Source organism: Paenibacillus sp. PastF-3 (assembly GCF_029893135.1).
GTDB classification, from domain to species: Bacteria; Bacillota; Bacilli; order Paenibacillales; family Paenibacillaceae; genus Paenibacillus_AQ; species Paenibacillus_AQ nitricinens.
This window is the reverse complement of the sequence record NZ_JARXWM010000008.1, coordinates 260,697-274,707: the sequence shown is the minus strand read 5'-3', so window position 1 is coordinate 274,707 and position 14,011 is coordinate 260,697. Positions and strand designations below refer to the sequence as shown.

The 14,011-nt window shown below is 43.0% G+C and carries 12 protein-coding genes; 9 read left to right on the top strand and 3 right to left on the bottom strand.

The window, feature by feature from the left end:
- The first annotated feature begins 5 nt into the window (after nt 1-5).
- The 4 genes from M2444_RS18245 (at nt 6) to M2444_RS18230 (ending at nt 6,129) form a co-directional block, all read left to right on the top strand.
- Entirely contained in the window at nt 6-905 is a 900-nt protein-coding gene (locus M2444_RS18245) for a carbohydrate ABC transporter permease (RefSeq protein WP_094868840.1), read from the top strand.
- A 57-nt stretch (nt 906-962) separates the two neighbouring features.
- A complete protein-coding gene (locus tag M2444_RS18240) occupies nt 963-2,594 on the top strand; it encodes an extracellular solute-binding protein (protein WP_280787694.1) in 1,632 nt (543 codons plus the stop codon).
- A gap of 124 nt (nt 2,595-2,718) precedes the next feature.
- Nucleotides 2,719-4,614: a family 20 glycosylhydrolase gene (locus tag M2444_RS18235; RefSeq protein ID WP_280787693.1), complete on the top strand. Its 1,896-nt coding sequence runs from the start codon at nt 2,719-2,721 to the stop codon at nt 4,612-4,614.
- Between the two features lie 15 nt (nt 4,615-4,629).
- Nucleotides 4,630-6,129, top strand: a complete 1,500-nt coding sequence (locus tag M2444_RS18230) for an arylsulfatase (RefSeq protein WP_280787692.1) — start codon at nt 4,630-4,632, stop codon at nt 6,127-6,129.
- A gap of 81 nt (nt 6,130-6,210) precedes the next feature.
- On the opposite strand, the gene M2444_RS18225 is transcribed toward M2444_RS18230, so the two are convergent.
- Entirely contained in the window at nt 6,211-7,665 is a 1,455-nt protein-coding gene (locus M2444_RS18225) for a sulfatase-like hydrolase/transferase (RefSeq protein ID WP_280787691.1), read from the bottom strand.
- Nucleotides 7,666-7,820: 155 nt separating this feature from the next.
- Between M2444_RS18225 and M2444_RS18220 the strand changes: the two genes are divergently transcribed.
- A complete protein-coding gene (locus M2444_RS18220; RefSeq protein ID WP_280787690.1) occupies nt 7,821-9,566 on the top strand; it encodes a glycoside hydrolase family 35 protein in 1,746 nt (581 codons plus the stop codon).
- A gap of 183 nt (nt 9,567-9,749) precedes the next feature.
- Nucleotides 9,750-10,139, top strand: a complete 390-nt coding sequence (locus tag M2444_RS18215) for a hypothetical protein (protein ID WP_280787689.1) — start codon at nt 9,750-9,752, stop codon at nt 10,137-10,139.
- Between the two features lie 85 nt (nt 10,140-10,224).
- On the opposite strand, the gene M2444_RS18210 is transcribed toward M2444_RS18215, so the two are convergent.
- Both M2444_RS18210 and M2444_RS18205 read right to left on the bottom strand, forming a co-directional pair.
- Nucleotides 10,225-11,253 carry a serine hydrolase domain-containing protein gene (locus tag M2444_RS18210; RefSeq protein ID WP_280787688.1) on the bottom strand — a complete coding sequence of 343 codons (1,029 nt, stop codon included), beginning with the start codon at nt 11,251-11,253 and terminating at the stop codon, nt 10,225-10,227.
- Between the two features lie 45 nt (nt 11,254-11,298).
- On the bottom strand, nt 11,299-12,126 hold the full coding sequence (locus M2444_RS18205) for a MerR family transcriptional regulator (protein ID WP_280787709.1): 828 nt from the start codon (nt 12,124-12,126) through the stop codon (nt 11,299-11,301).
- A 212-nt stretch (nt 12,127-12,338) separates the two neighbouring features.
- Here M2444_RS18205 and M2444_RS18200 point away from each other — a divergent pair, with 212 nt between their 5' ends.
- The 3 genes from M2444_RS18200 (at nt 12,339) to M2444_RS18190 (ending at nt 13,869) form a co-directional block, all read left to right on the top strand.
- The gene (locus M2444_RS18200) at nt 12,339-12,998 is read left to right on the top strand and encodes a discoidin domain-containing protein (protein ID WP_280787687.1); all 660 of its coding nucleotides are present in this window, start codon (nt 12,339-12,341) and stop codon (nt 12,996-12,998) included.
- Nucleotides 12,999-13,181: 183 nt separating this feature from the next.
- Nucleotides 13,182-13,658, top strand: coding sequence for a MerR family transcriptional regulator (locus M2444_RS18195; RefSeq protein WP_280787686.1), 477 nt, complete (start codon nt 13,182-13,184; stop codon nt 13,656-13,658).
- A gap of 4 nt (nt 13,659-13,662) precedes the next feature.
- Nucleotides 13,663-13,869 carry a TrmO family methyltransferase domain-containing protein gene (locus M2444_RS18190; RefSeq protein WP_256990321.1) on the top strand — a complete coding sequence of 69 codons (207 nt, stop codon included), beginning with the start codon at nt 13,663-13,665 and terminating at the stop codon, nt 13,867-13,869.
- Nucleotides 13,870-14,011: the final 142 nt, after the last annotated feature.

Genomic DNA, 14,011 nt, shown 5'->3' with positions numbered 1-14,011 from the left:
AGGAAGTGAGCGACACAACGGTTAAAAAGGGGAAAAAATGGAGTGTCTTCGATATCGTCGCATTCGTAGTTCTGGGGCTTCTAGCACTAGTAACATTTTTTCCCTTCTATAATGTTCTTATTATCTCTGTTGCAAAGTTCGAAGCGATTAGTAAAAGTGATTTTTATATTTTTCCGCTTTCGTTTGACCTGTCTGCATACAAGCTGTTGCTTCAGGATATGAAGTTTTGGACTTCAATTTTAAATTCTGTCATTGTCACGGCGCTTGGCGTGTTGTTCAGCATGACGATCTCTGTTGCTGGAGCATACGCATTATCCAAGCGGGGCATGCCGGGAAGAAACATAATGCTTAGTTTGATCTTGTTCACTATGTTTTTTAATGGGGGTTTAATTCCCTTTTATCTAGTCGTTAAAGATCTAGGATTCGTAAACAATATATTCGTCATGATCATACCCGCCGGTCTCAATACGTTTTACCTGATCATTATGAAAAACTATTTCAATACGATTCCAGAAAGTTTGGAAGAGTCAGCTAAGCTGGATGGGGCAAATGATCTGTACATCCTTTACAAAATCATTATTCCAATCTCTGCCCCATTCATGGCGACCTTTGCTTTGTTCTATGCCGTGGAAAGATGGAATGAATGGTGGTACGCGTTGATCTTTATCAGTGATGCTGCAAAAGCACCGCTTCAGATTTATCTACGGGAGACACTCATTACTTCGAATTCCTTGCTAAGTCAAATGGCACAGACGATGGCCGAGCAGGAGCAGACGGGGAAGGTATACACACCTGCACTTCAAATGGCAGCAATTGTAGTTTCGAGTATTCCGATTATTGTTGTTTATCCGTTCCTGCAGAAGCATTTTAATAAAGGGATTATGGTAGGTTCGATAAAAGGATAAGAAAGATTTTAAATAGATTGATTCTATCCTAAAATAGTATAAAGGGAGGTTTCAAGCATGCTTAGAAAGAAAATTTTGACACTGGCATTATGCATAACTTTATTGGCTCTGGTGCTCACAGCTTGCGGTGGAGGCAATAACGACAAAGGGCAGGCGGCATCAAATGGTGAAGGATCTCCAGATTCTTCTAATTCCACGGACACCCCTTACAAGGATCCAATGACCATTTCTCTTGGTTTCTGGGACGCGGATGCTGAAATTGCTAACATCGAAAAAGACCCAATCGCCAAACAAGTGTTGGAAAAGTTCAACATTACATTAAAACCTGTCAATATGACCTGGGATGACTATACCCAGAAGATTCAAATGTGGGCTGCTTCCGGTCAATTGCCTGATATTTTCGCGATCGACGCTGTGGGGACGCAATATCAGCGTAAATGGGTTGAACAAGGTGTTGTCAAAGCACTTCCGGAGCTTTCTAAGTACCCTAACCTTGCAAAATACTTCGAATCGCCGGACATTAAAGGTTTAGGTGTAGACGGAAAGTATTATACCGTTCCTCGCCGGATGTTCCCGAGTGTCGATTGGAGCGCACTGGATCGTATGGTGTTCTATCGATGGGATCTTGCTCAAAAAGCTGGTATCACAAAAGAACCTGAGACCTGGGAAGAGTTTGAAGCTATGCTTGATGCAATCGTGAAGTCGGATCCGGAAGGTAAGCATATTACCGGTCTTACGACGACAACTACCAAGATGCTGGGCGGATTCTTCTGGTTGTACGGTAACCCGGTTGCCACGAGTGATGGAAGCGGCAGTGACTTTAAATGGATCAAAGAGGATGGTAAGTTTATACCCGCTGTATTTTCGAAAAATGCGCTTCCCGCGTTGCAGAACATGAAGAATATGTACGAAAAAGGCTTGATCGATCCAGACATTGCGCTTGTTAAGCCGGCAGAGTCTTATGACAATTTCGTAGCCGGCAAAGCAGCTGCTCTTCTAAGCGGTGGCGGTTTTATAAATTTAAATAGCGATATGTATGAAAAACGCTGGAAAACAGCTTATCCGGATAAGGATATCATGGAGAGCATAAAGGCACTCAAGCCACTTATTGGACCTGATGGTGAACGCTCACATGCTATTTTTAAAACGTACTGGTCGGAAAGTTATTTCAGCAATAAAGTTGACGATAAAAAGATGGATCGCATCATGGCACTCTATGATTATGTGTTGTCTCCTGAAGGCAAGGACCTGTTGACTTATGGCATTGAAGGTGTCGATTACAAGATCGAAAATGGGCAGAAGGTTGTCATTGAAAAGGGTTCATTAAATGAGAAGTATCCAGCTAGCAGATTTCTAAAGAATTTGGTGGCTTATGAAACTTCAGATAGCTATAACATGGATAACCCGACGATCGCTAATGAAGGGATCCGCAAAGAAGCTGTCGATTATATCGATTGGATTCAGAATAATACGAAGGTTCCGGAATACGACATCCGGTTAACGTATATGTCCACCCCAACAAAGGATAAATTTACTGTGCTTGACCATGATGATCTGCTGAAGATTATGCTTTCCAAAGAACCCGTTGAAAGTTACTGGAATAACATTTTGAACGATTATAAGGCTAAAGGTCTTGATAAAATGATAGAAGAAGTAAATGCGAAGGCCAAAGAACAAGGTATTGAATAATTGATGGATAGAGAAGATCCGGGCTGAAACAGCCCGGATCTTCCGTTTAATGATTTGAAGAAGAATCAAGAATGTGCGGCGCTACTGATCGCATACTTATTATAAGATTAGGAGGGGAAAGTCTATGATTCATAGCATTCACTTGACAGGGTTAACCGAGAAACAGTTAGCAGCTGTTTCAGAAGTAGCGGGAATATTGAGTATTCGTATAGAACGGTCAGGGATTCCAGTGAATTGTAAGAAACAAGGGAAGGGCATTCGAATATCTTACGATGAGGTTCAGGTCACTATTACGTATGAACAGGAACATCAATTGATCAGGGCGCTCAGCCGATTTCTAGAGAATATACGTCGTGGTGAGAGAGTTGAAATTAATGAAATGCCGGTTTATGAACAGCTAGGTTTCATGGTAGACTGCTCGCGAAATGCTGTTCTTAACCATGAAGGATATAAGGAATTGATTCGGCGTTTAGCGCTTATGGGATATTCAACGGCTCAACTGTATACGGAAGACACCTACGAACTTGAGGGGTATCCTTATTTCGGTTATTTAAGAGGTCGATATACAGGGGAGCAAATTCGGGAGATGGACCAGTATGCCGCGCTATTTGGTATAGAATTGGTTCCTTGTATCCAGACGCTGGCTCATCTGGGCCAAGCATTGAAATGGCAAGCACATGCACCGCTAGTGGATTTCCAAGACATTCTCCTCATTGATGATCCGAGAACTTACGAGTTAATTGATCGAATGTTCGCTTTCATGGCAACTCATCTAAGCAGTCGCCGCATAAACATTGGGATGGACGAAGCGCATATGATGGGACTTGGTAAATATCTAGATAAGCATGGATACCAAGATCGATTCTCCTTGATGTTAAAACACTTTAGCACTGTTATGGAAATCGCCAGGAAATATGGTTTCCGTGCGATGATGTGGAGCGACATGTTTTTCCGTCTGGCCAGTTCTGGAGAATATTACGATGCTGAAAGTCCAATCAGCCCCGATATTGTTAAGCTGATCCCTGAAGAAGTTACTTTGATCTATTGGGATTACTATTCGGAAACGCAGGAGAAATACGACGGAATGTTACGCAAACATAAGCAGCTGAATGATCATATCGGATTTGCAGGTGGGGCTTGGAAATGGATGGGCTTCGCTCCAAACAATGAATTCAGCCGCAAAGTCAGTCTGCTGGCTCATGATAGCTGTGTTAAGCATGGAATTCAAGAAGTGCTGATTACCGCATGGGGAGATAACGGTGCTGAAGCTTCCGTCTTCTCGGTTCTTCCTACCCTTCAACTTTGGGCGGAGCTGTGCTACACGGGATGTTTCGTGGAGAATCATGTCAAAGAAAGATTCAGTAGCTGCGTGCAAGGCAATTATGATGACTTTATGGCACTCGATGCGGCCAACCTGGTTCCAGGAAATTCGGCACCTGGGGGATGTTCTATCAATCCGGCTAAATACTTGCTTTATCAAGATATTTTGTGTGGTTTGTTCGATCGACATGTTATTCCTACCGTGTATTCGAAGCATTATCAGCAAAGTGCGAAAAAGCTCGAACAGGCGATCACTCGCAATTTGCCTTGGCAATCCTTATTCTCTGTACAAGCCAGCTTATGTCGCTTGCTTGAAATAAAGAGCGAAATAGGGATTTCCATACGTGATGCTTATCATCGAGGAAATGTTGAGGAATTGGCTCATTTTTCCAAGGTGACTTTGCCAAAATTATCAGATTTAGCCGGTCGATTTATGGATGATTATCGGGTGCAATGGGAGCTGGAAAATAAGGTGTTTGGTCTTGATGTTTTTGATCTTCGTATGGGAGGAATGCTTCAGAGGATTAGGACGGCTATTCATCGAATCAATAGTTATGCCGAAGGGAAAGTGGAACAGATAGCTGAATTAGAAGAAGAGCTACTGACGTTCGACGGTCTCGTTGACGATGACGGCCCAAGAGCGATAAGTGCGAATTTGTGGCACATGATCGCAACACCGTCCGTCATCGCAGGGGTATAAGAAGGGAGTGAGGTTATGACTGACACTAATCTGGAACATCAAAATGGCTCAAAACGGCCAAACCTTTTGCTTATCACAGTGGATCAGATGCGTTTTGATTGCCTGAGCATCATGGGACATCCCGTCGTTGAGACACCCAACCTGGATTCTCTTGCTTCAAGAGGGATATTATTTGAACACGCTTACTCAGCTACCCCGAGTTGTATTCCCGCGAGGGCTGCCATCATGACAGGAATGGGCCAAAGATCACATGGGCGGGTGGGGTATCAGGATAAGGTTGAATGGAATTACGCCCATACGATTGCCGGAGAGCTTGCACAAGCTGGTTATCATACGCAGTGTGTTGGCAAGATGCATGTGTATCCTGCACGTAATTTATGTGGATTCCATAATGTAGTGCTTCATGATGGATATCTTCATTACAATCGGGACAAGAGCCAAGTTATATATGATGAACACTATGATCAAGTGGATGATTATTTACAATGGCTGCGAAGACAAACCAATGCCAATTCGGATATCACTGACTTAGGCCTTGATTGCAACGCCTCAACGGTTGCCCGCCCCTGGCACTTGCCGGAAGCGATGCATCCCACGAATTGGTGCGTAACCGAGTCGCTAGACTTTTTGCGAAGAAGAGATCCTGGGAAACCATTTTTCCTATGGTCTTCCTTCGTTCGCCCGCATTCCCCATTGGATCCGCCACAATGTTATCTAGATATGTATAAGGACTTGGAATTTCCCGATCCTCCAGTTGGAGACTGGGTGGATGAGAGTGCCGCCTTCAACGGAGCTAAGGATCCAACCTCTTCGTTCACTCATTTGCCAAAGCGCAGATTGGATCGTGCCCGTGCCGCATATTATGCACTTATAACGCATCTTGACGACCAAATTGGGAGGTTAATCAATGGGCTGCAGGAATATGGAGTTTTAAATGAAACTTTAATTCTATTTACTTCTGATCATGGTGAGATGATGGGGGATCACCATTATTTCCGCAAGTCTCTACCATATGAAGGGAGTGCTAAGATTCCTTTCTTAGTGTATGACCCGGGAGAAACGCTTGGACTTCTTCCAGGTACCCGGCTCGGTTCTATTGTAGAACTTCGTGATATTATGCCAACGTTTCTTGAAGCTGCTGGCATCCAAATACCAGTTACAGTAGAAGGGCAAAGTGTGTTGCCACTGTGTAAGGGGGATCAGACAGTGTGGCGGTCTTTTATTCATGGGGAGCAGGCCTATGGAGAAAGGTCGCACCACTTTTTAACGGATGGAAGAGAGAAATTCATTTGGTATTCTCAGACAGGCGAAGAGCAATACTTTAACCTAGTGACCGACCCCTTTGAGAAGGTTAATGCGATCGGATGTACCGATAATTTCGAGCGTATACATGAATGGAGAGATCGTCTTATTCACGAGCTGGAGGGACGAGAGGAAGGGTTTGTAAACAACGGAGAATTGATTGCCGGACGTCCAATTTCACATATTCTAAAGGCATCTGTATTGGGAAAATGATCTAAACGAAGGGCAATCTGAACATTCAGGTTGTCCTTCGTCTGTTATGGAAATATTAAGGGGTTTAATAGGTGTTTTGATTTACCAGCTACTCCGGCGTTCTGGCAAAGGGTCCTGATCTTGAATCATTCGATGGACGAGCATTTCTACCATCGAATGACGAATTTTACTATAATCGGGATCTTCAAAACGATTGTGGTTTTCATGAGGATCCTCTTTTAGATCATATAATTCACCGTAGGTCTCTCCTGCAAAGATAACTAGCTTATAACGTGTAGTGCGCAAACACTTAGCGTTTATACCGCGATCATGAGCAATATAAGCGGTTAGGGCAGAATCACGTACATTGGACTCCCTGCCAGCTAGCACTTTCATCTGTGACACGCCTTGAATTCCGTAGGGGAATTTGAGACCTGCGGCTTCAAGCAGGGTAGGGACAATATCAACATGTTCCATCAAAGCAGACACCCGTTGCCCGGAAGCAATCCCAGGACCGCGTACGATCATCGGGATTCGTGTTAACCCTTCATAAAACCACGGCCCCTTGTAAATTAGTCCATGGTCACCGAGCAGTTCTCCATGATCGCTGGTAAAGAGGATGACAACATCATCGTACATTTCTTTTTGACGCCAAGCTTTTATAATACGTCCGATCTGCTCATCAATGAAGGTAATCATCGCATAATAATTTCGAGTGAGCCGTTTCATATGCGCTTCATCAAGAGAATGCTCTTCACCGCCACCAGGCCAATATCCTCCCTGACTCTGACGCAGCAAATGTGGAGGACGAAGAAGCACGTCGTCAGCTTCTCTGGTTGGAGACGGAATGTCAATGTCCGTGTACATATCCGTATAAACTTTTGGAGGGTCAAAGGGATGATGCGGATCAACGAAACTGGACCATAAGAATAACGGTTGCTCGGTTTTGTGGGCGAGGATAGCATCGATACTCCGTTCAGCAATCCAGTAAGTCTGATGCAGCTCCGGTGGAATTTCGCTCTCCCACACATCGTGTTGAGCATCGGAGGCTCTGAAACGGTCTTTACTGAATCGTTCTGCTACTTCCGGGTTGCGTTCCCTAAGCCACTCCATATATTCCCCGATACAATTGTCTTCAGTAATATGATGCTCATCAAATCCGTAGTACGTTCCATCGGAAGCTCTTCCGCGATCTCGATAAGCAGGATCTTCATATTCTTGTGAAAAGTCCTCCTTCATTTGTGGACGGAAGTGCATCTTTCCTATACCGATGGTTTTATAATCCGCTTTCTTTAAATGATCGCACAAGGTAAGTTCGTCTTCTTTTAGTGTGGTACCGATGTTCCAAGCACCATGGACATGAGGGTACCTTCCAGTAAAAATGGAGGAACGTGAGGGCGTACAAACGGGGCTAGCGCAGTAAGCTCCAGTGAAGAGTGTGCCTTCCGAAGCAAGCTTGTCAAGCTCAGGTGTCAGTACGGAAGCATTCTCGATACCTAGTGCGTCCGCACGCATTTGATCTGTGGTAATTAACCAAATATGAGTTCTTTTTGACATCCGTAACCACTCCCCTATGGATATAGTGTATAGCATTACAAAAGCCTCTAGCAACCAATGAATTCTCCATATATTTCATTAGAATCGTCCATATGGGTTGCTATTTTTATTCCTTATAATGAGATAACCTATCTCAACGTTGGAGGAGAAATTTTATGCGGAAGTTATCCATATCAGGGGATCATTTTATATTAGACGAACAACCTATCCGGTTGCTTTCTGGTGCGCTTCATTATTTCCGGATCGTTCCGGAATATTGGCAGGATCGTTTGCTGAAGATGAAGGCTTGCGGATTGAATACTGTTGAAACCTATATTCCTTGGAATTTACACGAACCAGAGGAAGGGGACTTCAATTTCGCAGGCTTTGCTGACATCGAGGCTTTCGTTAAGCTCGCCGGAGAGCTCGGATTGCACGTGATTTTGCGGCCAAGTCCTTATATTTGTGCGGAGTGGGAATTTGGTGGATTGCCAGCTTGGTTACTTGCAGACGATAACATCCAACTGCGTTGTAATGATAAGGTTTATTTATCTAAGGTGGATGCCTACTTCGATGTGTTACTTCCAAGATTGCGACCTTTGTTAAGTACTAAAGGTGGACCTGTGCTCGCCCTTCAGGTAGAGAATGAATATGGAAGCTTTGGAAGTGATAAGACTTACCTGAAGTATCTGAGAGAAGGAATGATCGCCCGCGGCATGGATGTTCTGCTATTCACCTCAGATGGAGCTGAAGATCATATGCTCCAAGGCGGTATGATCGACGGAGTGTTCGCCACAGTAAATTTCGGTTCACGGGCAAAGGAAGCCTTTGCTAAATTACGTGAATATCAGCCTAGGGGGCCGTTGATGTGCATGGAATTCTGGAATGGATGGTTTGACCACTGGATGAAACCGCATAATACCCGCCCCGAATCAGAAGTAGCGGAGACTTTGGATGAAATGCTGGCTCTAGGAGCCTCTGTTAACTTCTACATGTTTCATGGGGGGACGAATTTTGGATTTATGAATGGGGCAAATCTTTTTGACAAATATGAGCCCATCGTAACCAGCTACGATTATGATACACTGCTGGACGAATCTGGTAAGCCAACAGCAAAATTCTACGCAGCTCGAAAAATAATTGAGAAATACGTGACGTTGCCGCCACTGGAATTACCGCCGTTAATAAAGTCACAAGCTTATGGTAAAGTGTTGATGACAGAAGCAGCACCACTGTTCACTCAGTTAGACGTTTTGTCTCACCCAGAAAGTAGAGCATGTCCCGAGCCCATGGAGAAACTGGGTCAGGATTATGGATTTATCTTGTATTCAACGAAGATCAGTGGACCGCGTAGTCATGTGGAGCTCGTTCTTCAAGAAGTACGCGATCGTGCGCTTGTATTTGCGAATGGGGGCTTTGTCGGTACAGTTGAACGCTGGGATCCGAGAGGAATTTCACTAGAGATCCCGATTGAGGGACTGCAAATCGACATTCTTGTGGAGAACATGGGGCGTGTAAATTATGGCCCGCTGCTCCGTGATCCGAAAGGCATAACCTGTGGCGTTAGACTCGGCTATCAATTTTTGCATGATTGGACCATTCGTTCCTTGCCATTAACCGATCTTAAAGGATTATCATTCACTTCGATAGATTGCGAAGAACGTCAGCAGCCCACTTTCTATCGGGGGTGTTTTCAAGTTAGTAAGCCTGAGGATACTTTTTTGCGGCTGGACGGATGGAGTAAAGGTCAAGCTTTTATAAACGGCTTTAATTTAGGTCGCTACTGGGAGAAGGGTCCGACAAAAACGCTTTACATACCGGCACCGCTTCTGCGTCAAGGTGGGAACGAACTAATCTTGTTTGAATTGCATGGCGTAGTGGAGCCAGTGGTTACTTTTGTAGATATACCAGAGTTCACATGATATTTAATGGGTGAATAAGTATCGTGATTCTATAGTATTGATCTGATGATTTTTAATATATAATCAAGACAATTGCCATTTCATTAAATTACCACTTGAAGTGAATGATTGAAGTTTTTTCAATCCCGAAACTTTTTAGGAACTGAAAATGCACGATTAGGGTGGGTTAGAGGAGGATTTTAAATGAGCTATGATTTGATGGCGTTCGAGACGTCTAAAGCACCGCAAGAGAGAGCAGCGTTTATGAAGTGGTATGAGCAGCAAGTGCAGTGGTCGGAAGACCATGCCTATAGTGATCCATCAGTTTTATCGGAGGCGCTGCAACGCTTTTATAGTGAGTTGTCCGAGCAATTTCCAAATATGAATGTAGAGGATGAGATTTTTGAGGCGATGGAGGAGGCCGGAACGGATAACCGGTTGACTGACTACTCGCTTGGCACATCCGTCATCTATGCGGCGTTCGCGTATTCCGTAGCTGACGAAGCTTACACTTCGATGCGGGAGTTGGCTATAAAACACAAAGTAGGATTTTTTGATGCAAGCAGCAACGAAGGAGATATTATTTTTCCTTGAAGTAAAATGATTTAGAGTGTAGACAGCTGGTTGCTCTTCTTGATGTTAATGAAGTGGCAACCAGCATGTTTCTAACATTACTTTTTTACTCTACTACAGACGGAATTATACAATCCTTAATCAGAGGCCACCGGTCACGAGGCTGAAGTGTGAATTCTGAGGCGATAGCTACGACAAGTTTTTTTTCTGGAATGCAGCAAATGACATTACCACCATCCCCTAAAGCTGAGTAAGTGTAAATCCCATCTTCTTCGCGTAGCCACCACAAATAACCGTAATGATTAGGGTTCATCGCTGTTGATTCTTCAATCCATGTCTCCGAAATAATCTGATTGTTCTCCCATTTTCCGCGGTTCAAATATAATAAACCAAAGCGCGCCATATCGCGTGGAGACAACGTAAGTCCCCATCCTCCTGTGGTGATACGATTGGGGTCTTCTACCCATCCCTTCACATTTACCCCAAATAAATCATCAAACCCAAATGAATTCATCTCATAATCCGGGATTTCCGTCATACCGATCGGACTGAATAATTGCTCGTTACCAAATTCACGGGCACTTTTTCCTGTGCAACGAGTGATGATCGCCGACAGTAAGTGCGCCCCTGCGGTGGAATATTTAAAATCACCAACATTCCCTCGGTGGCCAAGGATATCAAGTGTGAATTTGACCCAGTCGGACGACTTACAGAGTTGCTCCAGTGGTTCATGCCAGTCTTCAAAAGCATAGGGAGCGGTCATGTTGAGCAAATGGCGTATCGTGATTTCTTGTTTTTGCGGGTGGGAAGCAGCATCGTCGGGAACATAGTCAGGGAAAAAATCCAGCACCTTCTGATCAACATGCTTGATATATCCGGCATCAATGGCAATACCAATGAGGGCGGATAAGATGCTTTTCGTTACAGAAGCCACATGATGCAGATCATCCGGGCCATAGCCATTGAAGTATTGTTCATAGGCAATATATCCACTGCTCACCACTACAATTCCGTTTATATTACTATAGTCGGATTTAATCTTAGCTTCTAGTTCTGAAAGTTGTTCAGCATCCATTTTTAAGCTAGCCGGATCTGAAGTTTGCCAGTCTTTTGTAGGCCGGTAGTTTTTGTGCATATCGATAACTCCTTTAATCAAATTTTTATGTGATGATGAGTGCGGCTACGATCTTTTCTTAACTGGAAAATACACCTCAGTAACAAGATCCTCAGGATCAGTAGTTTGCGAGGGGTCTGTTATATATTTTTCATAGGGTGAGTTCACCATTTCATAACCTTCATTTTCTATCCATTCTGTGAGCTTCGCATAGACCGATGTCAATTCTGAATAAGGGCCTTTATAAACCGACCTCGCACATAGTTCCTCAGATAATTCTCTCGTTCCTTTTATATTCTCCTTAATAGGTAGGGCAAACTCTGTATCATTCCCGGCAGGATTATATTCCTCACTGTGATAAATGGTTATTGGCGTGCCCAGCAAGGTCAGCTTTTCAGTGGCAATGGTTTCATACAGCTTGCTAAAATAGTTACCATATCCGAGTGCATAATCATCACTGCTCAACATTTGACGCGTGAAAAGAATATGCATTGGTTTGGTTTCAACAAGTTGCACTTCTATCTTATTTAGGTAGGACATCATAGATATTCCATTCTCTAAATTTAGAACATCACTATTAATTTGCTTTAACGTATATTCGTAAGTTCGTAGTTTCTCTTGTATTTCTCTTTTTTTGAGATGAAGGACTGCACTAAGTTTCTCTTCAAACTGATCCTGCTCCCATTCCAGAATAGCTTTGATTTCTTCCAGAGAGAATTGATAAGATTTCAAACGGTTGATAAAGAGCATTTTTGATAGTTGTTTGATGGAATAATACCTATAACCGTTCTCAGGATTAATCTCATCGGGATGAATTAATCCGATTTCATCATAATACCGCAGCGTTTTGGTTGACACTTCGCATATCCTCGAGAATTCTCCTATAGAAAGCAACAATCTCATCTCCATTTCTTCGATATCAAATGATATATAAACTTTGAATTTCGTTGGTTTGTTCAATTCCACTATGCACCTTCCCCTAAGGGTAAAGTCAATAGCCAAACATGGCAGTCAGTGATGTAGCGGAGTGAAGATCGCAGGTCTTACTTTTTGCAAGTCCAGTAAATTTACTTTCTCTGTTGGAAGTTGGAGCTAGCGGTAGCGCGTTGAATCATGCTGCAAATCCAACATCACTTCACGATCTGACTTTTAGAACAGGAGGGGCATTCTCAGGAAAAAATGATATCAGTCTAAAGATCAAAAGTAATGATGTTATTGCTGATCAGCTCTGGATCTGGCGTGCGGATCATGGTGTGGGTACCGGCTGGACGTCTAATATCTCTAAGAACGGTCTTGTTGTAAATGGTAACAATGTGACGATCTATGTTTTGTTTAACGAACACCATAATGAATACCAGACATTATGGAATGGTAATGGTGGTCGAGTATATTTCTATCAGTCGGAAATTCCTGGTGATGTTCCAAATCAACCGAGCTGGAGGAGCAAGAACGGAATTCGCCTGGCGGAAGCGATGGCTACACGCTGGAGTACCGGAACGGCGATGGTACCCGTGCAATCGTTTAACGTGGACATGAAGGCGGTGAAGAGCATTAACCAGATCGTCATGGATTCAACAGGTAGCGATCTGGATGATGCACGGGGCTATGAGGTGTACGTCTCGAATGACGGAACGAATTGGGGTAACGCTGTGGCAAGTGGTAACGGCAACTCTTCCAGTTGTAACAGCAACCTTTGCAGCTCAGAACGCGAGGTAAATCAAAGTGGTGCAGACGGGGACAGCTTCAAGTTGGTGGTCTGTACGTGAAGGGATAGTCTTTTTTTGTAGTAGCTGTGTCTTATGAGTCGGAAGTGTTGGACAAAGTGTTTGGAGAGAATTTTTGATTTTCAACTGCTTTACAGTTTTATTATTATTATTTCGCTTTCACATGATACGACTTGAAGTTAAAAAAATAATATTTATAATTTCAAGTGATAAGGTGGTGATAAAATGTTTAGAATAGGTGAGCTTTCAAAGCTAACACAAGTATCAATTCGTATGCTTCGATACTATGATGAAGCAGGTCTTTTGAAACCACAAGAAATTGATAAATGGACAGGGTACCGTATGTATTCAAGTGAACAAATACCCATTCTTAACAGAATAGTATATCTTAGAGATAGTGGATTTAATGTTGCGGAAATTGCAATAGCTCTTGATAAAAATAATGATATATCACTTATAAAGCAACTTGATAACAAATACGCTGAAATAGAAAAAGTTATTCAAGATGAACAAGAAAAGTTAAGGAAAATTAAATTGGCAAAAATAGAAATATTAGGGCAAAAGAAAGAAATGTACTATAATATTTCGATAAAAGCCATACCCAGTTATGCCGTTTTATCCTTGCGTAAAATAATTCCGAATTACTATGCAGAGGGAGAATTATGGCAAGAATTATCTACAGCCATACAAAGGCGCACCTGAAACTATGGGTATCTTTGCCACAAGGTCGCCGATGCGCCCAAATCCTATTGCTTTGACGGCGGTAGAGGTTATTCATATTGACTTGGAGCATGGTAAAATTCAAGTTCCCTTTATTGACGCAGACGACAATAAACAGAAAGGCTTATGCTTTGAAGAAACAGAACTGAAACGGTTACGGTCTATTGGCAAATTCGCGACGGTAAAATGGTGAAATGCTTACTGATAATTATTTATTCAGCTTAACTATTCGCCTAAACTATTCGCCTAAACAAAATAAAGATAGCCTAACGGCGGTTTTGAATAACAATCAAAGCCGCCGTTTCTCTTTTTAAAAAATACGAATACGGAGGGTA

Coding starts and splice junctions, on each gene's coding strand:
- M2444_RS18240 (WP_280787694.1), top strand. CDS start 963: ATGCTTAGAAAGAAAATTTTGACACTGGCATTATGCATAACTTTATTG.
- M2444_RS18235 (WP_280787693.1), top strand. CDS start 2,719: ATGATTCATAGCATTCACTTGACAGGGTTAACCGAGAAACAGTTAGCA.
- M2444_RS18230 (WP_280787692.1), top strand. CDS start 4,630: ATGACTGACACTAATCTGGAACATCAAAATGGCTCAAAACGGCCAAAC.
- M2444_RS18225 (WP_280787691.1), bottom strand. CDS start 7,665: ATGTCAAAAAGAACTCATATTTGGTTAATTACCACAGATCAAATGCGT.
- M2444_RS18220 (WP_280787690.1), top strand. CDS start 7,821: ATGCGGAAGTTATCCATATCAGGGGATCATTTTATATTAGACGAACAA.
- M2444_RS18215 (WP_280787689.1), top strand. CDS start 9,750: ATGAGCTATGATTTGATGGCGTTCGAGACGTCTAAAGCACCGCAAGAG.
- M2444_RS18210 (WP_280787688.1), bottom strand. CDS start 11,253: ATGCACAAAAACTACCGGCCTACAAAAGACTGGCAAACTTCAGATCCG.
- M2444_RS18195 (WP_280787686.1), top strand. CDS start 13,182: ATGTTTAGAATAGGTGAGCTTTCAAAGCTAACACAAGTATCAATTCGT.
- M2444_RS18190 (WP_256990321.1), top strand. CDS start 13,663: ATGGGTATCTTTGCCACAAGGTCGCCGATGCGCCCAAATCCTATTGCT.